The 26,302-nt window shown below is 48.9% G+C and carries 21 protein-coding genes; 13 read left to right on the top strand and 8 right to left on the bottom strand.

Annotation, left to right across the window (positions count from 1 at the left end):
• Positions 1-30 precede the first annotated feature (30 nt).
• Entirely contained in the window at positions 31-423 is a 393-nt protein-coding gene (locus H6F72_RS25880) for a hypothetical protein (protein WP_190442307.1), read from the bottom strand.
• A gap of 561 nt (positions 424-984) precedes the next feature.
• Here H6F72_RS25880 and H6F72_RS25875 point away from each other — a divergent pair.
• From H6F72_RS25875 to H6F72_RS30505, 4 genes are all read left to right on the top strand, one after another.
• Positions 985-1,320, top strand: a complete 336-nt coding sequence (locus H6F72_RS25875; RefSeq protein WP_255527377.1) for a site-specific integrase — start codon at positions 985-987, stop codon at positions 1,318-1,320.
• The gene (locus tag H6F72_RS30890) at positions 1,263-1,496 is read left to right on the top strand and encodes a tyrosine-type recombinase/integrase (protein ID WP_348252601.1); all 234 of its coding nucleotides are present in this window, start codon (positions 1,263-1,265) and stop codon (positions 1,494-1,496) included. Before H6F72_RS25875 ends, H6F72_RS30890 begins: the two co-directional genes overlap by 58 nt.
• A gap of 109 nt (positions 1,497-1,605) precedes the next feature.
• Positions 1,606-2,235, top strand: coding sequence for a hypothetical protein (locus H6F72_RS25870; protein ID WP_190442305.1), 630 nt, complete (start codon positions 1,606-1,608; stop codon positions 2,233-2,235).
• Positions 2,236-2,688: 453 nt separating this feature from the next.
• Positions 2,689-5,661, top strand: a complete 2,973-nt coding sequence (locus tag H6F72_RS30505; protein ID WP_190442303.1) for an ATP-binding protein — start codon at positions 2,689-2,691, stop codon at positions 5,659-5,661.
• A 495-nt stretch (positions 5,662-6,156) separates the two neighbouring features.
• Here H6F72_RS30505 and H6F72_RS25860 read toward each other — a convergent pair whose 3' ends face one another.
• The 4 genes from H6F72_RS25860 to H6F72_RS25845 form a co-directional block, all read right to left on the bottom strand.
• Complete coding sequence (locus H6F72_RS25860) at positions 6,157-6,972, bottom strand: class I SAM-dependent methyltransferase (protein ID WP_190442301.1); 816 nt, start codon at positions 6,970-6,972, stop codon at positions 6,157-6,159.
• Between the two features lie 130 nt (positions 6,973-7,102).
• Positions 7,103-7,570, bottom strand: coding sequence for a hypothetical protein (locus tag H6F72_RS25855; RefSeq protein WP_190442299.1), 468 nt, complete (start codon positions 7,568-7,570; stop codon positions 7,103-7,105).
• A 3-nt stretch (positions 7,571-7,573) separates the two neighbouring features.
• Positions 7,574-9,433, bottom strand: a complete 1,860-nt coding sequence (locus tag H6F72_RS25850; RefSeq protein WP_190442297.1) for a Mu transposase C-terminal domain-containing protein — start codon at positions 9,431-9,433, stop codon at positions 7,574-7,576.
• Between the two features lie 375 nt (positions 9,434-9,808).
• The gene (locus tag H6F72_RS25845) at positions 9,809-11,506 is read right to left on the bottom strand and encodes a hypothetical protein (protein WP_190442295.1); all 1,698 of its coding nucleotides are present in this window, start codon (positions 11,504-11,506) and stop codon (positions 9,809-9,811) included.
• A 1,217-nt stretch (positions 11,507-12,723) separates the two neighbouring features.
• Here H6F72_RS25845 and H6F72_RS25840 point away from each other — a divergent pair.
• The 9 genes from H6F72_RS25840 (at position 12,724) to H6F72_RS25795 (ending at position 22,858) form a co-directional block, all read left to right on the top strand.
• Positions 12,724-12,906 carry a hypothetical protein gene (locus H6F72_RS25840; protein ID WP_199299317.1) on the top strand — a complete coding sequence of 61 codons (183 nt, stop codon included), beginning with the start codon at positions 12,724-12,726 and terminating at the stop codon, positions 12,904-12,906.
• A complete protein-coding gene (locus tag H6F72_RS25835) occupies positions 12,906-13,244 on the top strand; it encodes a CU044_2847 family protein (RefSeq protein WP_190442291.1) in 339 nt (112 codons plus the stop codon). Before H6F72_RS25840 ends, H6F72_RS25835 begins: the two co-directional genes overlap by 1 nt.
• Positions 13,245-13,248: 4 nt before the next feature.
• Positions 13,249-14,643, top strand: a complete 1,395-nt coding sequence (locus H6F72_RS29815; protein ID WP_199299316.1) for a TIR domain-containing protein — start codon at positions 13,249-13,251, stop codon at positions 14,641-14,643.
• Positions 14,627-16,036 carry a hypothetical protein gene (locus tag H6F72_RS25820; RefSeq protein ID WP_242017141.1) on the top strand — a complete coding sequence of 470 codons (1,410 nt, stop codon included), beginning with the start codon at positions 14,627-14,629 and terminating at the stop codon, positions 16,034-16,036. Before H6F72_RS29815 ends, H6F72_RS25820 begins: the two co-directional genes overlap by 17 nt.
• Positions 16,037-16,038: 2 nt before the next feature.
• Complete coding sequence (locus tag H6F72_RS25815; protein ID WP_190442289.1) at positions 16,039-17,076, top strand: MoxR family ATPase; 1,038 nt, start codon at positions 16,039-16,041, stop codon at positions 17,074-17,076.
• A complete protein-coding gene (locus tag H6F72_RS30500; RefSeq protein ID WP_242017138.1) occupies positions 17,073-20,474 on the top strand; it encodes a formylglycine-generating enzyme family protein in 3,402 nt (1,133 codons plus the stop codon). Before H6F72_RS25815 ends, H6F72_RS30500 begins: the two co-directional genes overlap by 4 nt.
• Before the next feature lie 118 nt (positions 20,475-20,592).
• Entirely contained in the window at positions 20,593-20,943 is a 351-nt protein-coding gene (gene avd / locus H6F72_RS25805) for a diversity-generating retroelement protein Avd (RefSeq protein WP_190442286.1), read from the top strand.
• Positions 20,904-22,001, top strand: a complete 1,098-nt coding sequence (locus H6F72_RS25800) for an RNA-directed DNA polymerase (RefSeq protein ID WP_242017137.1) — start codon at positions 20,904-20,906, stop codon at positions 21,999-22,001. The genes avd and H6F72_RS25800 overlap by 40 nt, the downstream gene beginning before the upstream one ends.
• On the top strand, positions 21,998-22,858 hold the full coding sequence (locus H6F72_RS25795; RefSeq protein ID WP_190442284.1) for a formylglycine-generating enzyme family protein: 861 nt from the start codon (positions 21,998-22,000) through the stop codon (positions 22,856-22,858). Before H6F72_RS25800 ends, H6F72_RS25795 begins: the two co-directional genes overlap by 4 nt.
• A gap of 360 nt (positions 22,859-23,218) precedes the next feature.
• On the opposite strand, the gene H6F72_RS25790 is transcribed toward H6F72_RS25795, so the two are convergent.
• The 3 genes from H6F72_RS25790 to H6F72_RS25780 all read right to left on the bottom strand — a co-directional run bounded on the left by H6F72_RS25790 (position 23,219) and on the right by H6F72_RS25780 (position 26,041).
• On the bottom strand, positions 23,219-24,157 hold the full coding sequence (locus tag H6F72_RS25790; protein ID WP_190442282.1) for a ParB/RepB/Spo0J family partition protein: 939 nt from the start codon (positions 24,155-24,157) through the stop codon (positions 23,219-23,221).
• Positions 24,157-24,909, bottom strand: coding sequence for an AAA family ATPase (locus H6F72_RS25785; RefSeq protein ID WP_190442281.1), 753 nt, complete (start codon positions 24,907-24,909; stop codon positions 24,157-24,159). Before H6F72_RS25785 ends, H6F72_RS25790 begins: the two co-directional genes overlap by 1 nt.
• Positions 24,910-24,982: 73 nt before the next feature.
• Entirely contained in the window at positions 24,983-26,041 is a 1,059-nt protein-coding gene (locus H6F72_RS25780; RefSeq protein WP_190442278.1) for a PDDEXK nuclease domain-containing protein, read from the bottom strand.
• Between the last annotated feature and the right edge of the window lie 261 nt (positions 26,042-26,302).

Below are 26,302 nucleotides of genomic sequence, written 5' to 3'. Positions count from 1 at the left end.
GGCAGCACCCTGATTCAGGGAAGTATCCGCTTAACTATCTTTAGAGGTGCCATGCTCGGTGATGCCGCTGATCGTGGCATTCCCCGAACCCGAAGTCGCGGCATATTTGACATTACTGACGGTCTGGTTAATGATTTGCTGCCCACCCGGTTGGTCTTTCACCTGATTCAGTAATTCCTGCGCTGCCTTCAGAATCTCCTCATCTTTGTCAGCTCCCGCTTCCACCAGATTCTTTTTCAGCGGTGCTGCATAGGTTTCTGGGTCCTTCTCATGCTCCTCCAGCATCGCCTCTGCCACTGGCTTACCAGCGAATTTCTTCTGAATGAGCGCTTTCAACCCTTTGTAGGCATCTGGAACAGCATCACCCGTTGCTTTAGCTGCGCCTGCGACCAGAGCAGACAGAATGACTGTAATTGGGTCCATGATCTTCAACTCCTGAGATGTTAAGACAGTCAAAACAAACAAGGAGCAAAGCTCTCCACCAAAGGCTGAGAAAATCAACAAATCCCCTAGCCCCAATGCTTCGTCCCTCAGTTAACAGCATGGCAGATTTAATTGTTGAGATCTGTGCCACGGATGTTGGAGCCTAAACCCTGCCTTATATAAAGAGATTTCTCATAAAAATACAACTTGAGTTCAACATTCTTAGAAATTATTTCTGTCAGGCAAGACTGACCTACTGGTTTAGTCCACTTGCCCTCCATCTTTAAGCAGCTCAAGGTTTAAATGATGCTGATAGGACCCAGGGATTAAGTAAAACTTATCGATGAACGACAGAATCAAGGTTTCAGCGATTTTGGATAGGAAGCGATCGATAAGCTGGGATTAACTGCTTCTCTCCGTTCAGACGTAACAACGGCGTACCAATGCTTTGACTGTTTTACCCGAAGAAAATACAATTACTTCGGGTAATTGCTGAAGCAGCTTCGTGAAGGTAGACGGTAAGGCAAAGCTAAGGTTTTAACGTCTGACGAAATTGGCAAGTTGTTTGAAGCGTTTGAGGGCGATCGCGATCGTGCCCTTTTTGGCATCTGTCTCTACACGGGATGTCGTATCAGTGAAGCTTGTTCGATGCTGATCACAGACTCTTATGATGCAGCTGGAGTCAGAATGAAGATTACTCTGCGCAAGGCCAACACGAAGGGGAAGCAGGAGACGCGCCAGATTCCAGTTAACGCAGTTCTAAGGGGATACCTGGAGACGTACCGCGCTAGGGCGGGTAAAAACAGTACCTCTTCCCCGGACGGCACGGGCGCGGCCACATTAACCCCAAGTCAGCGGATGAGATTCTGCGAGAGACGTGCGATCGCTTGGGGCTAGTAGGAGTTAGTACGCATAGTTTTAGACGAACTGCTCTAACCCAGATGAGTAGTGCCGGAGTGCCATTACGAGTCATTCAGGAGATATCGGGACACCGTAGCTTGCAGGCCCTCCAACGCTATCTGGAGGTGTCGGAACTGCAACTGGAGGGGGCGATCGCCTCTCTCAGTTTTTGAAGTATTGATGCTTCACAAAGCATGGAGGACATAAGCAATTGCTTCCGGAGTTGAACAATCCGTTAATGTTTTTAAGCTCTGGTCTGCATTAAATCACTTGGAACATAGAATGCCCCGCTTTTTTCTTTTTTTCATTCTGGGCCTCGTTGTCTTTATTGGTTTGTACTACTGCTTGGCCCTCTCAGGAATTGATGCAAGGCTAGATTTCCCCTCATCTTTTCTGATTTTGGCTAGCCTTCTTATATGGATTCCAGTGTTAAATTGGGCAGCCTATGGCCATAGAGAAACAGGCTCTCTATTGAGGAGAGTAGGCCGTCTTCAGAATAATTATTTAGCTCAGTCTCTTGCCGTTATTTATATTGTTATTAGCCTCATTGCCTTAGCTTTCATAATTTATGAAGTGATGGGTGGTACTCCAAATTTCCCGAGTTCATTACGAGATTGGTCGCCCCTGCTTCTACTTTGGAGTTTTTCAATTAGCTACGCCCTATCGGTCTTTAGCAATTTACTTGTTTATGAAAACGGCATTTACCTTGGCTTTGTTTTGCTGAAGTGGGAAGAGATAACTGCTTACCACTGGGACCGGGCAGAGCCTAACCTTCTTGTAATCACTGTAAAACCGGGTTCGATGTTTTCCCTGAAACCTAGCGCAAAGCTTCTCCTTCCAGAAGAACAGCGAGACTACGTAGGCAACATACTTTCCACAAAGGTACAAGCAACGAGAACTGATGACGCTTAACACGGTTTTGAAATTGTTAGCTTTACTTGGAATGTTCTAATGCCTTAAATTTACAAAGCCTATGCTTATAAGACAGAGTAGTACAAAGCCTAGAAGCTACATGGGGTGCAAGAGAGCAGAGTGATTCAGGAGATATCTGGGCCCCGCAGGTCACAAGCGCTTTAGCGGTATTTAGAGGTTTCGGAAGTACAGCTGGAGGGGGCGATCGCGGCTCTCAGTTTCTAAAAGTAGTTCCGCCTTTCCGCCTTCGTATGGTGATGGGAAATTTTGATTGCTAAGTGGTGCGATGGTTTTGTACTCTCCTCTATAAAGCTATCTACCTCTAGGGATCATCGGGAATTCTGATACTCAAAAGCGATCGCCAATTTGATTAACGTACTGGTTAGAATCTACAGCCATCTTTCATGGCTTGCGACTAACACCGATCTTGATTCACCGTCCTCACCCATTTCTATGACTGAGCAACTGTCTCAAAAGCTTGTAACTAGACCCCTCCCAGCAAATGAAACTGAGCGGTTGGCAGCGTTGCATCGCTACAAGATTCTCGACACTCCCCCCGAAGCTGCATTCGATCGCATTACTACCCTGGCAGCCCGGCTGTTTGATTTGCCCATCGTCCTGATCTCTCTCGTCGATGAGTCTAGAGCTTGGTTTAAGTCCACCATTGGCTTCGATGCTTCTGAAGTTCCGCGTGATGCGACCCTTTGCAGCTTTGCCCTGTTAACGAATGAGTCTCTGATTGTTCCCGATACTCGCCAGGACGATCGTTTTGTCTGTAATCCCTTTGTGCAAAGTGAACCCGGTGTACGCTTCTATGCAGGTGCCCCCCTCCTGACTCCAGACGGCTTCAATCTCGGTACGCTCTGTTTGCTCGATACTCAACCCCATGAGCCCTTGAGCCCCAAGCAACAAGCGACTTTAGTTGACCTGGCAGCAATGGTCGTGGATGAACTGGAATTGCGATTGGCCGCTCATCAGATTGCTCAGGTCAATGCGGCGCTGCTAGAGATGACTCAAGGCGTATCGACGGTCACGGGGGATGCTTTTTTCTCGGCTCTGGTGCAGCACCTCGCCAGAGTTTTAGGCATGAATTATGCCTACATCGGCTTAGTCAGGGGTGATGATCCCAAAATGCTGAGGACGGTCGCTACCTGCGCTCATGCTCAGCTCGTAGATAACCTGGAATATCCTTTGCAAGACACCCCCTGTTGGGAAGTCATTGCACAACGAAAAACTTGCTGCTACCCACGCAATGTGCAAGCTCAATTTCCCAACGCACCCCTACTGAAACCACTTGCAGTTGAAAGCTATGTAGCGGTTCCCTTCTTTAACTCCAGCGGCACTCCCCTCGGGTTATTAGGGGTTATGGATGGCAAGCCATTGGAGCAGACGCAACTGGCAGCATCCTTGCTGACAATTTTTGCGGATCGAGTGGTCACGGAACTAGAGCGACAGCAGATAGAAGCTGACCTGCGAGAAACTCATGTGCAGTTAGAGGCGGCTTTGCTGGCAGGAGCGATTTACACCTGGCGGTGGAAGATTCCAGAGAATCTCGTCATCGTGAATCAAGCCTTTGCTCACCTGTTTGGCGTTGACCCAGTACAAGCGGTGAGCGGCTTACCACTCGAACTATTTGTACAAGCGATGCACGAAGAAGACCGCCCCCGAGTAGTCGCAGCCATTCATCAAGCCATTGAAACGGGCGAGGAATATGTCACTGAGTACCGCGTCCACACAGCGACGGGGGAGCAGCGCTGGCTGGTGGCACGAGGTCGCGTTGAATATGGTGCGGATGGGACGCCACTCGCTTTTCCTGGAGCACTGGCAGACATCACCGATCGCAAACAGGCCGAGGCCGCCTGGCGTGAAAGTGAAAATCGCTTACGGTTGGCATTGGCTTCAGCCGAGCTGGGCATCTGGGACTTTAACCCGATCACAGGTGTCCTGCAATGGGACGACCAATGCAAAGCCGCATTTGGGCTGTCACCTGAATCAGAGGTTAACTACGATGTCTTCTTATCTGGGTTACATCCAGAGGATCGCGAGCGCACGGATCAAGTAGTGCAGTTTGCGTTCAACCCTGAAAGTAACGGTGAGTATGATATTGAATACCGCACGATCGGTCTCGAAGATGGTGTAGAGCGCTGGATTGCGGCAAAAGGGAGAGCGTTTTTCAATCCAGCAGGTATTGCCTGCCGCTTCATCGGCACCGTCCTCAACATCAGTGAGAAGAAACGGGCTGAGGCTGAACGCGAACATCTCCTGCAACGCGAACAAGCCGCTCGCGCCACGGCTGAACGAGCGAATCGCATCAAAGATGAGTTTCTAGCGGTGCTGTCGCATGAACTGCGATCGCCCCTGAACCCGATTTTGGGGTGGACGCGCTTACTGCAAACCGGCAAACTCGATGCGACCCGGCAAGCCGAAGCCATCGCCACGATCGAGCGCAATGCCAAGCTACAATCGCAACTGATTGAAGATCTGCTTGACATCGCCCGCATTATGCAGGGCAAGCTGACCTTAACCGCGACCCCCACCAGTTTGGCGTTTGTGATTTCTGCGGCGCTTGAAACCGTACAGTTGGCGGCAGAAGCCAAGAACATTGCAGTCGTGCTGGACCTCACCTCGGATATCGCGCCCGTCTTCGGTGATGCGGCACGCCTCCAGCAAGTTGTGTGGAACTTGCTGACGAATGCCGTGAAATTCACACCTAACGGTGGACAGGTCACGGTCGAACTGAAACAAATCGGGCAATCGGCTCAAATTCAGGTAATCGATACGGGCAAGGGTATTAATCCCGAGTTTCTACCACATGTGTTTGAGTATTTTCGCCAAGAAGACGGTTCCACTACGCGCAGATTCGGAGGCTTAGGGTTAGGTCTGGCGATCGTGCGACAAATCGTGGAACTGCACGGGGGCACGGTGAGTGCAGAGAGCGCTGGGGAGAATCAAGGTGCAACCTTCATCGTGCAATTGCCCGTCATGCTGCAAACCGCATCCATCACGCCTCGATCCAACCGTACTCCAACCGAAACAAAAGCGCCTTTAAACAACATCCAAGTTTTGCTGGTAGATGACGATACAGATACCCGTGAATTTCAGGCTTTTCTGCTAGAACAAAACGGGGCGAAGGTCACAGCGGTTAGCTCTGGTGAGGCAGCGCTGGAAGTCCTAGAGCAGTCTGTTCCAGATGTAATTGTCAGTGATGTGGGCATGCCGCACATGGATGGCTATATGCTGATGCAGCAGCTGAGAGCCTTACCCCCAGAGCAGGGCGGGCAAACTCCGGCGATCGCCCTAACTGCTTATGTGGGAGAGTTGAACCACCAACAAGCTCTGCAAGCGGGATTTCAGCAGCATCTCGCCAAACCCATTGAACCGGATAAACTCATCAAAGCCATCACAACTTTGATAGGAAGAAAGTGAGTGAGGAAATGGAAAGTACCCACAGCCAGTGGGTGGAGCGGTATAGGTTTCTAAGCACCCCGCTGCGCCCTCAAAAATTAGTCTCAGCGGATAGTAATACTAATTTTCCACTAGGACTAAATTGGATAAATTTCCTGGATGAGCCGAGGGGAGTGAAAGGGAGTGGAAAGGCGTGATCAAAATGCTGCGATCGCACCTCTTGATTTTTCGGTTTGCGAGGAGGTGTTGTACGTTTCCTGCAAACATTGCCGAAAACTAATACCGGCGTGCTTCTTGTAGTACGCCTCAAACCATTGGGAGCTCAAGCGATCGCAATCCAAACAATGCCGAATTCACTCATTTTCGGCATTGTTGCTAGTTGTTAACGTTGAAGCTAATCGGACGGCGATGCTCTGGGGCTCACAGATAATTCACGCTCCGTTCCAGTTCAGCGCAATGTTATGCAACCGACGACAGGACCCATCTAAAAATACCGATTACCTAATTTCTTTGGAGTTATTTCTGGGCTACTGCATACAAGACATTAACCTCAAGTGAATGAACTTCATTAGTCCGAAGGAAATGCAGATTCGCTTGTCGGACACGCTCCCTTGCTGCCGGATCAAGTTGGTCGATCGTACCTCTGAGTCCACCCCCCAAAACCATCGTCCACCAATCTTCTGGAGTAACCAGTTCATGAGTGCCGACTTCAGCGAAAATCTCTACATGGGTTGCGCCGCCTGCTTCTAGTAGTGATTGTAGTGAGGCAGGATCGCAGATCCGCTCCCACGGCGTAAATTTCCTACACAGATCTGGGCGCTCAGCCTCAATCGCACCCCAGAAATTTTGATTAGCAGGTTCAAACACCTTCTCTCCCCAGGAGGTAATGGCTAGTTTCCCGCCAGGACGAACCATCCGCCAAAGTTCTCGAACTGCTGCGAGCATGTCTGGAACAAAGAAAATCCCGAAAACACAAACAATCGCGTCAAAACTTTCGTTGGGTAACCCTAGATTCTCAAAATCCCCATATCGAAACTCGATATTCTCAAGACCTTGCTGCCGTGACTTGTTACGTGCCAGTTCAAGCAAAGATTCAGCCAGATCTATCCCCAGCACCTGTCCCGTAGAACCCACACTTACTGCTGCTGGAATTGCAGAAGCACCAGTCCCACAACAAACATCTAAAACGTGATCGCCGGAACGAAGCGAGAGCCGATCAATAGTTTGTTGTCCAAAGCGATTCCAAAAAGATAATGCTGGAGCGTCAAAGTAATCAGATGCGGCATTAAAAATTGCTTCTGGCTGCGCGATTGCCTCTTCCTTTCTAATCATTGATGGCACCTGCTCCTTATTCTCAGTAGCTAGTCGGGCTTCACACCATATCCAAAATATTGGAAACCTGAATCACTCGTTGTAACTTCAGCAATTGTTCTAACTAATCATAGATGTCTTTGCTAATAACTCAGGCTGCATAACGTTCCGCCTTACCCGCCGCTAGTAAGCTCTTGGACTCAAGCAACCAAAGTTCAATGCCAAAGGGCTCCAAACATCCAGCTAATCGAGAGCGTAAGTCCTGCCGTTTTCCCATTGGTGCTGCATGGTTGATGTCCCTGAGGATTTGGGAAAACAACCGTTTAAAGCTTGAGTTGGACCACGCTTTGACGCATGAAACCCGTTTTCGATCCACTTCTTGATAATGTGCGGACGATCGGCTTTTGCCAACTTCTCTGGGGCCAATCACTCGACCACACTGCTTCAACAATCGCAGTTCATCTAGCCATCTGAAATATTGCGAAGCCCGATCGGTGGGAATAAACGCTGTTTTGAATAGTTCCTCGATCGCCGCCGTTGTGGCCAGGACATCGCAGAGGTCGAGTTGAGGCGCTAAAACTTCTACTGGAGCCTGAATCGCTAGCTCTGATTGTGCCATGTCCTACCAAGTCCTCTTCAGTACCTGCTTCTTGGTCACAACCAGTCGATGCCGTTCCTCAGGCTGAGGTGCAGAAGCCGCAACCTCAAGTGTCTGTGGAGGAAGTACAGGGGACTGAGGCTTCATTGATTCGGGCGCAACCCTTTCTGGCAGCAGTTCGATCGATTCGGAACTGCTAGCAGCTTTGCCTGCTCGCTCTTGGCGCAGTTTCACCACGTTCGAGTGCTGCTGGCTCTTTCCACGCAGTTTTCTCTGCTCTGAGCGCTGCCGTTCCTTCTGCTCTTGCTGCCGCTTTCCTACGAGTTTCTGGCGCTTGTTCAGTGCTACGAGCGCATCATAATTTGAATGGTTACGCTTAGCATGACTCCGGGCTTTGTTCAATTGCTTCAGCTCATCTAGGCTCAAATCTTGAGTATCCAGGTTGATCGCGTGAGCATAGCCAATAAACTCACCTGCTTCTCCTGTGGCTTGGCTGTAGATGTACAGGGTCAAAATGTGGTCAGGGTCATAAGCCAGCGTGACATATTCACCTGGTCGCGATCGCAATTCTTCGCAGCGGTAGGTCAGGTTGGCAAAGTAAACAGACCCATGCGCCTGAAGCACCCGTTGTTCCTCTTTCATCAAGCAGATGTCCAGGTCACGTTCATTGAGAGGTTCAGGCAGCTTCTTTCCCATTCCCCTAAACCATCGCTCAAAGCGCGTATCACCTGGGCTTTTAGGGTAGGGCTGATGGTTGTAGTCGTCGCAGAAGTAACCCGCTAAAAATTTGTCGATATCCTCGAAGGTGAGACAGGCTTCCTTTTCTGCCCGTTCTGCTCCACCCTCCTCTTGGGAGATGTAGCCGGGAAACGGTTGGAGAACCTGAGTATTAATGGTGTTAAAAAGCCGCTCAACGATGCCCCCTTGAATCGGGCGATCGCGCAGTTCGCATTGAAATCCTATTTTCTTACCCACTGTTTGAATGAGCTTGGATTTACTCAAATCCTTACCGCCGTCGGTAAAGAAGTACTGTAGTGGTGCTCCATAAATCTCCCAAGGTTTCTCCAATTCATAATTCGGTGGATACTGCTTGGGCAATATGGCATGTCTAAGGGTGAGAGCGACTTCATGAGCCCCAGGCTGTTTATGCCAGAGATGGTAACCAACCAAGCAACTTGAGAAAGTGTCAACCACTGTGGTGAGCCAAGGTCTCCAGTTCAGGAGTTTGCCATCTTTGTCCACAATCCGAATATCGAGCTTGGTGTGATCGCACTGGAGAATCTGATTGCTGAAATCGGCTTTGAGTGATTTTCCATCTCGGGTTTCCACAACTAGCCATGAACCCGACCCCGGATTGCGAATTTTCTTTTTTCGTTTCTGCTGCTCGACTAAGGGCTTCAAAATTCGGTAAATCGTTGCAGGATGAGGCCAGTCCCCTTCTTCATGCCGTAGATCAATCACCGCATGGCGCTGTACCTCGCGTACCACATCAGCAGGCTTGAGAGGATGTTTATCCTTAAGACTTTGCTCGTAAACTTTGCGGATGTAGTCTTGCCAGTACTCATGGATTCGATGCTGTCCCTTGTCAGAACGCTCGATCCCTGCCGTCTCCCGTAACCTGTCCTCGGTGTATTGATTGAGCAACCGCTCAACCTGGCGAGTTGATATTTCCAGAGTTTGGGCGATCGCTTGTTTCCGTTCAGCTTTGACTTGACGGTTAGGTGCCCCAGCTAGCCACTCAATCAGACCAAAGCGCAACTTCTGCGGATCGGATGATTCGATCAGGATTTTGGACGGGTCAGTATCAAAGGTGCGATCGCTCAACCGCACTTCATCAAAAGCCACTGAATCAAGCTCTAAAAATTTGACTTGGCTCTCATCCATAGGAGAATGCCGTATTGATTGGAATGGTAGAAATTTACTGTCCTTTTCTCGGGGTTGCTATACATTGCTGCATAAGATTTAAGAGTCATTGAGAGCAGAGACGCCTAACCTTTTCCAGCCGCTGTCTAGAGGGAAGAGAAAGGTGACTTTGGCACAAGAAAACGACACACAATTTGCAAAGAAAACATTGGTTAAAAGCGACGTTTAATTCGCGAATCTGATTTTGCATCGCATAATATGCGAATTAATTCAAATGTCGCCATACCAGAGAAAAGCTTTTGTAACCCTTACCGTATATATTTTTCGCCTGATTATTTTTAAGCGAAAACGGCTGATAAATTGCGGCGTTTAGTTCGAGAATGTACACCTCTCTTGCTAGGGGCGATCGCTAAAGGGGTACGTTGTGAGGCGATATAGCAAGCACAGTAGCTCATCATCCGTCAGCTGACTTCGGCGCTTCCCTTGGAAATGATCGGCAATAAACTGGTGGGTTTGCTCTACAGTCCATCCCAATCGCCTGACTTGAATCTGGGTTCCCACAATCACATCACTGAGATCGTCCAGGGCGATCGCTGAAGCGAGAATCGAAGGCTGTGGAAAACTCATTTCCCCCCTCCCTGGACCCTCCCCAGTAGAGTTTATTTGTTTTTCCGAAGCAGCGTCATGGCCCCCACCCTTCATATAGGTAAAGGTGTGTAATTCCTCTGTGGGAGCCTCTTCTAGCGCTTTGGTTGGTTCCGTTGCTGGAGGCCGTGATGCGGCTGCAACTGTTTCTAGTGGCTCTATTACATACCATTCGGGATGCCACAGCTCTTTGTACTTCTGCAAGGTACTGTGGCTGCACTGTGCCATTGAGGCGATCGCTTCGGCTCGTGCGGTGGGACGATCAGGTAGTTGCCCTTGTTGGTTCAGTTCCAAGACAGCTTGCTTGATCCGCGTCTGGGCATCTTCGGCTCGCTTCTGGTTGAAGTTGACGATGTTGTTGGCAGCAGTGCCTCGAGCAAGGGTGCGATCGCGTTTGGGAGAGGTGCCGAGCGGCCAGTAATAGTTTTCTACGGCTGTAGCCCATTCTTGAGCGCGACGGCTAATTTCGTGCTGGTGTTGGCACCACTCTCGGTAGCCAAGGCTGTGGATGGCAGTGTGTTCAATGTAATGAGAGAGCGCGGCACCAGAGAGGGATTGAAAGACGACGCCGTAGCAGCCGATGGTTTTGAGCAGGTGGTTTGTTTGTCCGGGTCCTGTCCACCCTTGCTTCATTTCAATTTCCAGTTCTTGCTGCCAGAGGGCGATGTTGCTGCGACGGTTGTAGAAGCGGTACTGATGCTGCTTCTTGGCGACAGCGATCGCTTCATGCAGTTGCTCTAAATTCTGAGCTGCGACAGCTTGATCCCACTGCTGAAAGAAGGAGGGCAAATCGCTGGGCAAGGGTTGCAGGCGATCGCTGAGGAGGACAGAGCCACTGCTGGGTTGTAGAGGTAGGCGATGGGCATTGTATTCGCTATACTCTCCGGCTTTGGTGTAGCGCTTGACGTTGGGGAAGACTTCGAGTTGGCCTGCTTGCAGGGGTAGGTGGTGAGCTTCTAGGCAGTGCTTCAGGGCAACGGCGAGACCAAAGGTGGGGACGGCTTCGGGTAGGGGGATGTAGAGGTGAAGGCCACCGTTCCAACTGGAGCGCAGCAAAACGGTTTGGTGAATGCCGATGCTGGCGAGAGCGGCTCGGAGGGTGGTGAGAGCTTGGCGATCGCGGGTGGGATGATGCAGGCTGAAGGCATCCAGGTCGATGAGGCCGTAAATGGTAGTAGGGCCAAAGCGGACGCCGACGAGCTGAGCGGCATCCTGCCAGTAGGTCCAGAGACTACGGGGCTTGAGCGGGTATTGGGTGAGTGTCTGCCAAGCGGGTTTTTGGCTAGCCTCTGCGGGGGTAGGTGCGACGATCGCTTGCCAGGGGTAGGGGAAGAGCTGGCACAAGCGCTGGCCTAATGGGTCGCGGGGCAGGGGTTCTGATAAACGCTGACGAGCGGGCTTTGGGGCGATCGCCTGACTTCCACAGGCAGGGGTTTGTTTTCGTGGCATGATGCAACTCTCTAGTCCGGTGGGGGCAAGGGGACAGAGGGTGCAAAGTGAGTAAGTACGACTGGTCACGCTGCTGATGCAGGTGATCGTCACAGTAGCTATGCATGGTCTCTCTGTCCCGAAATAACGGCTGGACAGGGAGAGAGCGATCCGCAGATTGAGAACAGCTAAGTTTTCTCTAAGACTGGCTTAGACAACCAAAAAATTCCTCGTTTTTCTTCGATGCGCTCCATCCCTGGTGTCAAGAGGAATAGAGAGCCATTTGCCTTGGTAAAAACGGTTCAAAAGGTCTTGTCACTTTTTGCCAAATGACCGTAATATAGACGCATGGCGATGTGGGTGACTTAACTGCGGGCCGAGCAAGCACACAAGTTAGAGTCCCCTCTATTCCGAACTGATAATAAAAAACCTTCGAACCCCTTCTGTTAGCGCAGTTGGGGTTTTTGGTTTTTAGGCTTCATGAGACATCTTTACCTCCTTTTCTGTGACGACACGTTTCGCATTCCTACAATCACTGATTCCTCCCGTTTTTACGTAACTTGAAGAGTAGTTTACCTGATCCACCCAGCGATCGCTGCTATTTTCAATGCAATGAAAAATTACCACTTGCGATCGACTCTAAGGAGAAAAACTGAGCTTTTTCAGAACCTCCCGCTCCGGATACGAGCGACAGTAGGCAATTTGAATATCTCTGGCATCAGAACAAGTTTAACTAACAATGCCTTTGAAGTCTTGGTGTAGCTAGATTTGGCAGTGGGAACTTCTTGTGACCAAAGTTTTTTACTAGCTAATAGGCCCAAAGGTAGCGGTGCGATGTAGCAAGTCGAGTGTTAGAGAATTAAGCCAATCTTCCCAAGTGAGTAGAGAGCCATCTCTCCCAGTGGAATCTATCCCGCTGTCCCCACGTAAAAGAGTCTCTGACTCTGTTCACACTGGTAGTTAGTAATAAACTCAGTGGAATGCAGACCACGAACGTATGCGAGCCTAGAAGCCTCAATTTGGGTAAGGGCAAGGGGAAGTCCGAAAAGGTTAAGGCAACGGAACCGGTGTTTGAAGCTTCGTCGTTTGGGTCTACTTCGCATGGATCGTTGTCCTAACCAGATTGGGCACCATGTTAGTCAAAAAACTAAAGGAAGAATAATTCTTGTAGTTACCTCTATCCTTTGCAGAGTGGGGGTGCTAAGGTAATTGCGATGCATGAGGTCCATGTATTATCCATGTTTAGAAAGATTTCTACAGAACCAATTAAGCGCCTAACGGTGGAACTGCCAGAGAGTGAGTATAGGGTTTTGGAAGACTATTGCTTGGCGCGTCAGGAGAGTAAGCGTCAGGTAATCCGCTCCTTCATCCGTCGATTGCGGCAACGAGGGAGAGCTAAAAATCAGGAGCCAATAGGTTGATGGATAAGGAAGTTGCCCAGTTTTCTCTAGAGGACGGCACAAAGTTTCTGGTTGAAGTTGAAGAGCCAGAAGCTGTTGCAGTTGAACGGGTTGCCATTAACACAGGGCAGATGGTACTTCAGGCAAGGCAAACCTTTGAAGAGGCGATCGATGCGGTGAAGCCTGTAGCTTCTGTACTAGTTACTCGATTGAGGCGAGGGATGACGACGCCTGCTGATGAAGTGGAAGTGAAATTTGGGCTGAAGTTAACTGCCGAAGCAGGAGCCATTTTCACCTCAATCAGTGGGGACGTCAACTTTGAGATCACGCTTAAGTGGAAAGAGGAGAAATCCAGTTAGGCTCATGGTCGAGAATAATTATCGACAGGCATTCAAGTCTGCGATCGCCCGAGTCTATAACAAAAGTGGTGCTGTGGTGGGAGCAGGTTTCCTGGTGGCAGACCGTCAATTACTAACCTGTGCCCATGTGATTACAGCAGCATTAGGGCTTCCTACCACAACTCAAGAAGCACCAACTGATTGGATTGACTTTGATTTTCCACTGACTGCGCCAGGGCAAAAGGTTAAGGCAAAGGTAACTTTCTGGTGCCCCGTTCAATTGCAGCCATTGAACTCTGCGGAGGAAGGTGAAGATATTGCGGGATTAGTTTTAGAGGAGCCACCTCCAAATGGTTGCCAACCTGTCCGATTGGTTTCCTCAAGTGAACTATGGGCACATGCCTTCCAGATTTTTGGGTTTCCTACCCGAAGAGATGATGGTATTTGGGCTTCCGGTGTCATTCGCGATCGCTTAGCAAGTGGTTGGGTACAAATTGAGGACATTAAGGCTCAGGGGCATCCGGTTCAACCCGGGTTTAGTGGTGCTCCGATTTGGGATGAACAGATTGAGGGAGTTGTCGGAATGGCAGTCGCCGCCGACAAGAAACGGGATGAAACCAAAACTGCGTTCATGATTCCAACGTCAGTTTTGACGAGAGCCTGGGAAGAATTAGGACAGTCTGTTCAACTGCCAGATGCTCCTAAACCGGACTTGGAGAACCAGACAATGAAGGATTTCTTTGTTAGTTATAACCGGGCAGATAAGCAGTGGGCAGAGTGGATTGCCTGGACGTTGGAAGAGGCTGGTTATTCGGTAGTGATTCAAGCTTGGGATTTTCGACCCGGTGGAAATTTTGTGTTGGATATGCAGCGGGCAGCGGCTGAGAGCCAGAAGACGATCGCGGTTCTCTCCGAGTCCTATCTCAAGTCCTCCTATACACAGCCGGAATGGGCAGCAGCATTTGCCAATGACCCGCAATCTCTTGAGCGTAAACTAATTCCAGTGCGGGTGAAGGAGTGTAAACCGGAGGGGATGTTGCGTCCTATTGTTTACACAGATTTGGTTGGAAAGTCGGAACTAGAAGCAAAACAAACATTGTTGGATGGTTTAAGACCTAGTGGTAGACCCCCACAAAAACCAGCCTTCCCAGAAATAGGTGTAGGTAAAGAATCAACATACAATCAGCCAGCGATAACAGAGCCAAAATCATTTCCAAGTGCTTTGAGCCGGGTGCAGCAGATTAAAGAAAAGAGTTTGCAACAACGACTGGATAGTTTAACAGCGGACTATGAAGCACTGGCTAAACAGCGAGATTACACAACCAATGCGGCTGATCGGAACAAACTGAACCGACAACTTGAGGCGATCGCTGAAGACATGGACAAGGTAGCTATAGAGCTTGATGGATTGGGAAAGTAGTGTGAGCGAACCATACGAGATCAAATGTAAAAAAATTAAGCTGAAAGAGTTAGAGAATTTTTTCGAGAAATTACAGAAAGACTATGAAGATGTTGCTAGGCAACGTAACCACACCACGAATGCGCAAGAGATTAACAAGTTAGAACGGCAACTAGACACAATTCTCAAAAACCTTGAGAGAGTAGGACTAGAGTGCAATCAGCTTCAAAAAGAAATTCAGGAACTTGAGGCGAACGAATTAGCTACTGCTGTACCTAAGACTTTACAAGCGTTAATTGATCTTCTAGCTCCTATCGATTTTGAGACAGTTACCAAAGCCTATAGAGCTTGCTTATCAGCAGGTCGCCTTCGTCCGGTGCCCGAAACCTTGGGGACTTTAGTGCGACAACTGAGAGAGATTCCGGGAGACCCAAATGAACCTGAACCACTTTTGCATTTTGTTAGTCTTTTGATTCAAGAGCCATCTTTAGAAAATGAACAACGGGAACCTTTAGAATCATGGGCAAAAACGCAGGGGTTATCTGTTCAGGAGCAAATTGCAGAGCAAATAGAAACAGCAGAAATTTGTTTAATGGTGAAGGTGAAACCCCGTGCTCTGAATGACCCATTCTTGGGGTATCTAGTCAGTGCTGCACTTGTTGCGGATTCGAGTCCTTTCCGACCTGAACTTGAATTGGTTTCAAAGCCAATCCCGATATCTGTCCCACCTGACCCCAAATATGCTCCCGGCTATTCTCAGGATGATTTACCGCATATTCTGAATGAACTAATCACTACTTGTGGAAATGAACACGGTGTTCCTTTAACCGAACTGATCATTCAGTGTTTTCTACCTATTGAACTCATGAGTTTGCCTGTGGAACACTGGCAGTTTCAGATTGGAAGAAAGCAGCAGGAATATAGTGGAAGACGCTGCAAAGCAGTAATTGTGCGTTCCTCCGATCGCCATTTTTCATCAGATTATCAGTTGGCATCAGGAGACTGGAAAAAGTACTGGAATCGCCTGCTCACTATACAGCAGTCACAGTGTTCCAAGGCTCTGGTTCACATAGATCCGATAATAGGCAAGACAAGAATTAACTGGAAAAGCTCAAAGGTGGTTGGCTGTAGATTTGTAGAACATGACAACCCACAGCAGCGGGAAAACCTTTGGGATGAGTTACTGAGCCAGGGTACACCGATCGCCATGTGGATACGTCAGCCAACGACCAAGAAAAAGATGCAGTCTTTGTCAACGTGTACAATCGCAGAATTATCAACATCTTTAGCAGAACATCGGCAAAGGGCTTTATCTCACGACTGTGAGGTTGCTAGGCTAGAGGCTGCATGTCTCTGCCTTCTATTCGATAACCCGTATCGCCCATTCCCCACCATCGATTACCAAAGTGCCTAGCCATGCTAACATCCGACCCATCGAACTGGAACCTTTATAAGGGAAATGGGAAGACCCCCAGTAAACCCATTGAGTTGCCACCTGCTCCAAGCTGGCGGCAGTTCCGGGATGATGCAGAGGGTGCAGCAAAGCAGCAGCAATTGAAGGGAGAAAACTTTAAGCCACCTGATGTAGCTGTAGAAATGGTTAATGCAGCTCTAGCCTTGCGACGCCCTTTGTTGATCACAGGCAATCCGGGGACGGGTAAATCTTCCCTGGCCTATGCAGTGGCGCGGGAGATGGGACTGGGAAAGGTCTTGAAATGGGCGATTACGACGCGAACAACGCTTAAGGATGGGTTGTATAGCTACGACGCGATCGCCCGCTTGCAAGATGCTCAAGCCAGTGGGGAAGATAATCGCAAGGAAACAGGCAACTACATCACCTTAGGTCCATTGGGAACGGCCTTTTTACCTGCCGATCTGCCCAGGGTGTTGCTGATTGATGAGATTGACAAAAGCGATATTGACCTTCCTAATGATTTGCTGAATCTCTTTGAGGATGGGGAGTTTCCGATTCCAGAGTTGCAACGGCTAGAACTGTCGAAAGCAGAGGTTCGCACCATTGACCGAGACAAGGACGGTAAGCAACGCAAAGCCCCTGTCTTGAGTGGGGTTGTTCGCTGTCGGGCGTTTCCACTGGTAATTATGACCAGTAATGGCGAACGCGATTTTCCGCCCCCCTTTCTACGTCGGTGTTTGCGACTGAAAATGCCAAATCCCAGTCCGAAGGAACTTCAGGAGATTGTTGAAAAACACTTAGGCGAAGCTGCCGCAGAACAATCGAAACAGTTAATTCAATGGTTTTGTGACCAGATTGAGGCAGGAGGAACCCTAGCCAATGATCAGCTACTGAATGTAATTCATCTACGAACGCAGGAAAGGACCCGCCCAGAATCAAACAAAAAGACCAAGGCACGCCCAGATGAGGCTATGACGCTGACATTAACTGAGCTAGAAAAGCGGTTACTGAAAGATTTGAGCAGCCCAGAGGAAATATGACGTTGCCCTCTGAACCGTCAAACCCGATCGCCGAACTCAAAACGCTTTTAAAGGAACGAGCGAAAATTGATCTGAGTCCAGTTGAACTGGCAGAAATTCTTTGGCTGGCCTTGCAAAGAGGTGAAATCGCTGCCGATAGGGAACGGTCTCGCCGCTCAACTTTATCCCCCGGCAAACTAGATGCACCAGAGCCACCTTTACCTCCAGTTACGCCATCGGAGGAACGAGAAAAATCTCCTACAGCAGCGGTTGTAGCAGAGCCACGCAGACCAACCGAAGAGAACAAGCAAGAAACTGAAGCCCGAGTGGCAGGAGCAGCACTGCCTGTCAGCGTCCCGGAAACAGTCGCTTTGCGAAATCGGCAGCAAATTGCCCGAGCGCTGCGTCCCCTGAAGCGAAAAGTACCATCCAAACTGCGACAGGTGTTTGATGAAGAGGCAACTGTGATTGCTAGTGCCGAGGCGCAAACTTGGCGTCCAGTGGAGAAGCCAGAGCCAGAGCGATGGTTAGAATTAGCGATTGTGATTGAAGTGACCAATCTGCTGGATGTGTGGCAGGACACGATCTTAGAGTTCCAGCAGTTGATGAAGCGGCATGGAGCATTTCGGGATGTACGAACCTGGCAGCTAAAACTCACTGCCGATGGCGACCCCCAACTCTTTCTACAAACAGTAGCAGGATTAAAGGGCAGTGCTCGTAACCCAAAAGAGTTGCTCGATGTCAGTGGACGACGGCTCGTTTTGCTCGTGAGCGATTGCACCTCCAGGGCATGGCGATCCGGTAAAATTCCCAAACTTTTGGAACTGTGGTCACGCGAAAACCCAGTGACGATTGTGCAACTGCTCCCCGAGCACTATTGGGAACGCAGTGCGTTGAAAACAAGTTATCCAGTAGCATTACGATCGCGATTGCCAGGAGCATTGAGCCGGGATTGGTTGATTGAAGGACTCTCACCAAGACGGCGGCGACGCTTACCAAGAGGACTGAAGTTTCCGGTAGTAACCATTCAGCCAGAATCGTTGGCAGAGTGGGCACGGGCGATCGCTGCAATTTGTGAGCAACAAACCATTGGAGTTGTTCTTGACCCACAGGCATTTCAAACGGATAATGCGGGAAGTGCGAAGTCTGATCCTCTGACGGCAAAACAGTTGGTACAGCAGTTTCGCAAAACCGCTTCAGATTCAGCCCAGGAACTGGTAGATAGGATGGCAGTGCTGCCAGTCAACTGGTCAGTGATCCGCCTGATTCAGAAGAACTGGGTACCGCAAACTGCAGACCGCTGCCAAGAGACCGCCGCCCTATCTTTGGCAGAGATTTTTTTGAGTGGGTTGCTGCGACCAGTATCCATAGACTCAAAGCAACCTAGAAACCGCAAAATTAAGCAGCAGTATGACTTTGTAAACGGCGTTCGAGATGTGCTGCTGGGAACCATTCCCATTTCTGAAGCGCAGGCAGTTGGTGAAGAAATCGCAGAGGTAGTGTTTAAGCAGTTACCAGCAGAGGTACAGAAACGAGTTGGTGCCGATATTGAGCGGCGATTTGGTGGCTCCTTAAGGTATTTCGAGGCATTTCTAATTCCAGATTTGCCTTGGGGAGAAAACGCTGCTGCGGAAGTTTTCCCATTTGCTCAGGTAACGGGGCAGGTGTTGCGACGTTGGGGTGGAAATTATGCCGCTTTAGCAGAGGAACTCGAGCGGCGAGAGGCATCAAATAAGCAAGAGGAACAATATTTAGATGAAGCAACAGTTTATGCCGCTTTAGAACAACATCTAGACTATTTTCAATGGGAAATTCTTGATGAATTTACTCAACAAAGGCATCGACTTGAGGTGCATTTTCCAGGTCTTCGCCCCAAAGAAATAACAACAGAACCCTACCCTGAAGAGATAAAGCTGGCTGAGGGTGAGGAAATTTCAGCTGCAATTCTTGAACGCACAATTACTGAAATTTCAGAGGATCAGGCATCTTTTGAATTACAAGTCAAAATTCGTTTTGCAGCGGAACTCAGCTATTTTGACTTCGATGCCTACCCTTCTGAGTTCAATGAACATCCTACCTATAAGGAAAGAGTTCACAATCAATCAGTGGATGCAATGGCTGAGGTTATCCTCTGGTTTTCTGAGGATGAAAATGAGATTGTGCCTGAGCTGGTGGAGTTGCGGGTAGAGCAGCCCATTTTAATCAATCCGACTCTTACTGGAGACCAACCTTCTGCACAACTCCCGCCTCTACAATGGTTTGAATTTGATGTAGCTACGATCGCCTTTGAAACTTCCACTCCATCCATTTCACTACAACCGTTTCTGTTTACCCTGGCAACTCTGACCAGACCGTTTCCTACAGAAATGAGTGTGGAAGATAAACTGGCGGCGATTAATGAAGAGTTCTGGAATCACATCGGAATGCACTTGAACTATGTTCAAGAACTCATCCTACGGGGGACGTTAGAAAACAAAACTTACCAGCAAATTGCAACTGAACCTCATTTCACTTCTAATTACCTACGCACTGAGGCTTCTGAGCTATGGCAACTGCTATCCCCTATTTTGGGTGAAAAGGTTACTAAGAAAAGCTTTGAAGATACTCTAAACCGATGGCTTTGGCAACGATGCACTCAACGGCAACAGCGAGAAGGGCAACAGTTTATTGAGTATTTAGACAACGATTTCACGCTGGAAATGGTTCAGATTCCTGCAGGAAACGTTTTGATGGGGTCGCCAGAGAATGAACCAGAGCGATCGCCTTCAGAAAGCCCTCAACACATCGTAGAGGTTACTTCCTTTTTCTTGAGCAAATACCCAGTGACTCAGGCTCAATGGCGATCGGTTGCCGCAATGCCTCAAGTAAATCGCGAACTTGACCCTGACCCTTCCCGATTCAAAGGGGACGATCGGCCTGTCGAAACCATTAACTGGTATGCCGCTGTAGAGTTTTGCGATCGCCTCTCTCAGCACACTGGCAAGCAGTACCGTCTGCCCAGTGAAGCCGAGTGGGAATATGCTTGTCGAGCTGGAACCACAACTCCCTTTCACTTTGGCGAAACGATCACAACCGATTTGGCTAACTATCACGACAACTTAACCTATGGCGATGGTCTCAAGGGTATCTATCGACACGAAACTACCCCTGTTGGCAGTTTTGGGGTTGCCAACGCTTTCGGGCTGTATGACATGCATGGGAATGTGTGGGACTGGTGTGCCGATCACTGGCATGAGAGCTATAAGGGTGTGCCTGTAGATGGGAGTGCCTGGGTGAAAGGTGGAGACAGCGAATTTCGACTGCTGCGCGGCGGTTCGTGGGATGGCTATTCGCGACTCTGCAGCTCTGCTTACCGCGCCAGGGTCCACGCGTTCAGCAGGCTCAACTACGTCGGTTTTCGGGTTGCCTGTTCGGCGTGAGGACTCTGATATCTCTTTACCCTTTTCCTCTTTTACCCTTTGCTCTGCTTCTCTTTACGCTCCTTCCTTTGGCGCGAAGCGCTTAAATTTTTTTAGCGATTTGAGGGTCAACCCAGCTATGGAAGAACTGCCCATTATTCCAAAGACCTATGACCTGATCAAATGGTACGTTCCCATTCTGAACCGCCTTCCTCGTGACCATCGATTTGCTCTGGGAGACCGTCTCATTTCTAAGCTTTACGATTTATTGGAAGGGCTAATCCAGGCACGGTATAGCCAAAACAAATTAAGGCAACTAGAAGTCCTCAATACCGAACTCGATATCTTACGGTACCAAACACGGCTACTGGTTGATTTTAGCCTGATCAATACCGATCGCTATGAGTATGCTGGGAAACAAATCAACGCCATTGGTACAGATTTAGGTGGTTGGATCAATCAGCAACGGCAGAGGCGGGGAACCACATGAAGCGCCACGGCAACCCTTGGAATCAAATTATTGCGTTTGAGAATTTGCTGCTGGCAGCCCGTCAAGCCCAACGAGGAAAGCGTTTTCGCGACAATGTATTGAGATTTAACTACAATTTGGAGCAAGAACTAGAAAAAATTCAGCGAGAACTGCAAAGCCAGACCTATCAGCCAGGAGCATATCGAACCTTTCGGATTAGAGAACCCAAACCTCGAATGACCTCCGCTGCACCCTACCGCGATCGTGTCGTACACCACGCCCTGTGCAACATCATTACGCCGATCTTCGAGCGCACCTTTATCCACGATTCCCACGCTAATCGGTTGGGCTTTGGCACGCATCGAGCCTTAAAGCGCTTTACCCAGTTCGCCCGCTCCAGTCGTTATATCTTGCAATGTGATATTCGCAAATACTTCCCCAATATCGATCACGAAATCCTCAAAGGGTTGCTCCGCCGCAAAATCAAATGTCCAGGAACCCTCTGGTTAATTGACACAATTATCGACGGCAGCAACGAGCAAGAGCCAGCGATCGCATATTTTCCAGGAGATACACTCGTAACGCCGATTGAACGGCGAAAAGGTTTACCCATTGGTAATTTGACCAGTCAGTGCTTTGCCAACATTTACTTAAGTAGCTTTGACCACTTCGTTAAAGAACAGCTCAAAGTATCTCGCTATGTGCGTTATGTCGATGACTTCAGCCTGTTTTCGGACGATCGCACATTCCTAGCAGAAGCTCGCCTAGCGATCGAAAACTATCTAGCTACGCTTCGACTCAAAATTCATCCGATTAAGAGCCAACTCTTTGCCACTCGGTTAGGTGCAAACTTTGTGGGCTTTCGGGTCTTTCCTGACCACATTCGGGCACGCTCTCACAATCTCAAGCGAGCAAGATGCCGTTTGCGACGGCTACAGCAGAGCTATCGGCAAGGGCTAACCAGCTTTGAGGATGTAACTCAATCAGTTCAAAGCTGGTCTGCTCACCTCAAACATGGTGATACCTGGCACCCAAGACAACACATTTTTAACTCCCTCACCTTTGAGTCACCTCGATGAGCGCAAAGCTTCCGGAAGCATCCCAAGAACCCACTGCCATACTGGTGATTAACCGTCGCCGCGAAAAAGCTCAGTACTTTGTTGAGGATCTGGGCAAAGGAGTCACCTTAGATATGGTGCTCATCCCGGCTGGCAATTTCATGATGGGCTCCCCACCCGATGAACTAGAACGCAAGGAAAATGAAGAACCCCAGCATCAGGTCACTATTCAAAAGTTCTTTCTAGGGAAGTATGCCGTTACTCAGGCGCAATGGCGAGCCGTAGCTGCCCTACCCCAGGTGAATCAAGAACTTAGCTCCGACCCCTCTGAGTTTAAGGGCGATAACCGTCCGGTTGAGCAGATCACCTGGTTTGACGCGGTGGAGTTTTGCGATCGCCTCTCCCGCCACACCAACAGACAATACCGCCTACCCAGTGAAGCCGAATGGGAATACGCTTGTCGAGCCGGAACCATAACCCCCTTTCACTTTGGCGAAACGATTACAACTGATTTAGCAAACTATCGCGGTGAAGACGACCAAACTATGGGATGGTTAGGCTCCTATGATCGAGGTCCAAAAGGGGTTTGTCGTCAGGAAACTACTCCCGTTGGAAATTTTGCAGTTGCCAATGCTTTCGGGCTGTATGACATGCATGGGAATGTGTGGGAGTGGTGTGCCGGTCGCTGGCATGAAAACTACGAGGGTGCGCCCGTAGATGGGAGTGCCTGGGTAAAAGGTGGAGACAGCGATCGTCGAGTGCTGCGCGGCGGTTCGTGGTACGGCCTTCCGCAACACTGCCGCTCTGCTTACCGCGACTGGCTTGATGCGGACAGCAGGCTCAACTACCTCGGTTTTCGGGTTGCCTGTTCGGCGTGAGCACTCTTCATTGCCAGAGCTGGTGAATGTGAATTCATCGGGTGTGTACGAAGAGTCCAGATCTGCTCCAGCGATGCGAATCACAGCATCCAAAAACAAACCGAGTCGAGCAGCCTGGTAAGCTCACAAGCCGAACGGTCGCTCGGCTCATTTTGGGCCTAGGACAACCAACACACTGCTTCCATCTATCTGTTAGATGGCGCTTACAGAACTTCACTAACAATGCCAATCCACTCCATTGCAGCTGCTTTGAAACTGATGTTGAGCTAGGGCAGGCTAGCGATGCGTGTTGCTCAAGTTGCACTGCATCTTACGTGCGGCTCTTTTGAAGTATGACAACCGCAAGCGATAACCTCTTATTCAGTCATCGCTTGCGGTTAGTTTGTCCAATTCATTCAATAGTTTCGTAATTCGATCCCGTTTCTTACGATCGCTCCAGATCTTGCCCTTTTGTAACCGCTTACCAATTTCACTCCATCGTTGAGCAATCACCTTCTCTGGCGCTAGTTCTGGCTGAGACTTAAACTCCTGAATCCTTGCTTTAATTTCACTCAAAGGCAAGTTCTCAGAAATTGCTTGCTTGAGTAGTTCAGCTCGCTGAGCTTCATTTTTAACTCGGGCGATCGCTTGACCTTTGGTGTACTCGATCTCCCCGTTCCGTAAGGCAGACAGAACATTATCAGGAAGGTTCAAAAGCGGAAGCCGGCTAGAGCGAAAAGTTCCGGCGTTGAAGCGACCTATCTCTGAGAGTAATGATTCAATCTTCCCAATTTGAATCAGAACGTTCTGATTCAACTCCTGACCACGCTGTTTAGCGTTATACGATTGATGCAAGATAGATACTACTTCATCCCTATCTACTTCAAGAGCGATCGCGAGCAAGTCTAAGACTGCTTCTGTTTCCTCAATCGGATTTAAATCTTCTCGCTGAAGATTCTCTATCAAAGTCACTTGAAGCGCTTGCCGCTCATCCAAATCATGTACCAAAATGGGCACTTCAGTTAGGCCTAGCTCACGAGCTGCCCGTAGCCGCCGTTCCCCTGCGACCAGTTCATACTCACCACTCTTCAATGGACGAACTAGAAGCGGCTCTAGAATGCCAAACTCTTTCACAGATGCTACTAGTTGAGCCATTTTGTCTGCATCAAAGAAACGACGGGGTTGCTTTGCAGGCAAATGAATCTTTTCAAGTGAAATTGGCTGAGCAGGTTGAGCGGACTGAGCAGGACTCTCTCGGTTGAGAATGACTGCAACATTACGAAGCTGGGGCTGAGATGCAGCCTTACGACGGGGTGGCACTACAAGGACTCCAAACTTTGAGTAATAGTTGTCAAGACAGTAAGAGCAGGGTGTTTAGGGTCATATAGCCCTAGCGGTAGGTGCTGCATTGAAGCGTCTGCAAATGCAATTGCGCGTGGAATAGGCGGGAAAACGGGTGCAACGCCACCAAATTGCTCTGTCACCGCCTCTAAAATCTCTTTACTTTGGGCTGTGCGATCGTGCAGATTGGGAATTACTCCAGCAATTTTCAGGTCTGCAGCAACCCCTTCTTGCTGAAGTTCACTAATCGTACCTAGCAGCAGATCTAAACCAACGAAGCTCTTATATTGAGTTTGCATTGGGATCAGGATATGAGTCGATGCTACCAGGGAGAGGATACTGAGAACGCCCAACGTTGGCGGGCAGTCAATCAAGACAAAATCATAGGCAGACTCAACCGGAGAGAGCGCTTTTTTGAGGCGGGTCTCTTTAGCGATCGCCGTTGCCAACTTTACATCAGCAGCACTAAGCGTCAAATTACTTGGAACTAGATCCATTTGATGAACCCCGCTTAAAATAGGCAGCGGTTTTCTATCCAGGATGCTTTGAGCAATAGTGTCCTCAAGTTCATGAGGCTGCACTCCCATGAAAACAGTCAAGGAGGACTGTGGGTCCATATCCACAAGTAAAATACGGTGTCCTTGTTGGGAAAGTGAATATCCCAAGTTCATTGCCAAGGTCGTTTTGCCTGTGCCCCCAGCTTGGTTAAAAAATGAGATAACCTTTGCCACGATTCAAATTGTTGCAACACAGGGTTAGTGTACAGCGAGTTTACGCCGACCTGTCACAAATACTTTTGAAAAATTAATTCTGCTCTTCCTCTAGGGCAGAAGCTGCCGCTTCTAGCTCCATCTCTAGCTGCTCAACTGTGGGCAAGCAATCCTGTAAGGCAGGGGGCAGTTGATCGCGCAACTTATAAGTGGAGACACCAATTGGGTTTTGTACAGTATCCAAAGCAAATTCAACTGTCGTTTTTTTCTTAGAGCGACATAGAATAATTCCTATTGTTGGACCATCCACCTCTGTACGCAGAATGTTATTGACAGCTGAAACATAAAAATTCATTTTGCCGGAATACTCTGGCCTAAACTCTGTCACCTTCAGCTCAATCACAATGTAGCAATGCAGCTTTAGATGATAGAAAAGCAGATCAAGGAAGTATTCGTCACCCTCCACCTCCAAACGGTACTGGCTACCCACAAAAGCAAAGCCAATACCTAACTCCAATAAAAAGTCTCGGATGCGCTCTACTAAAGCTCGTTCCAAGTCCCGTTCTTTAACATTTTCACTAATAGTCAGGAAATCAAAGTTATAGGGATCTTTGACTAACTGCTGAGCTAGATCAGAGTCTAGATCCGGTAGAGTGCGCTCAAAGTTAGTAATTGCTCCCCTCTGGCGTATGTATAAGTTAGTTTCAATTTGCGTTACCAGAATGTCGCGGCTCCAACCATTCTCAAACGACTTCTGAGCATACCAAAGTCGCTGCTCAAGATTTTTCAACTTATCTAGTAGCGCCTGATTATGCCGCCAGGGAATTTGTGCAGCGTAGCGTAGCACAATTTGCTCATCGGGATATGCTTCAGCAAACGCTCGCATGTATTTGAGATTGCGGGACGAAAATCCACCTATATCAGGAAACTCCCGTTTCAAATCTTGTGCTAGACGTTCAATGACCTTTGTTCCCCACCCTTCCTGCTGCTGCCGATTCAATATCTCGCGACCAATTTGCCAATAAAGTAGGATTAGTTCATTGTTGACAGCTAATGCTGCTTTAATTTGTGCCTGACGTATTCGCTCCTTCAACGATCGCAGAAAGGCAGTGTAGTTTTCATCAATGGGAAACAAAGAACCTGACTTAGGCACAAGAAAATCAACTCTAAGCTATGGGCAAATCATAGCGTTATTCTAAGAACACCCTCAGGACTTACGCAGGAGCAATATTAGACTGGAGCAATGAGCTTCACTAAACTCGACTACTGCCAATACCTGATCAGTAGCCCGATCAACTACCCAGTGACAAACTTGGCTGACCATCTTGATGGCATTAGTCATGACCGCATCAACCGTTATTTGCGTGGTGAGAAGTTGACCCCTCGTCTGTTGTGGGACAACGTTCAACCACTA

The organism is Trichocoleus sp. FACHB-46 (assembly GCF_014695385.1).
Classification (GTDB): Bacteria; Cyanobacteriota; Cyanobacteriia; order FACHB-46; family FACHB-46; genus Trichocoleus.
Note: the sequence above shows the minus strand (reverse complement) of the source record. Positions and strands in the feature narration are given on the sequence as shown.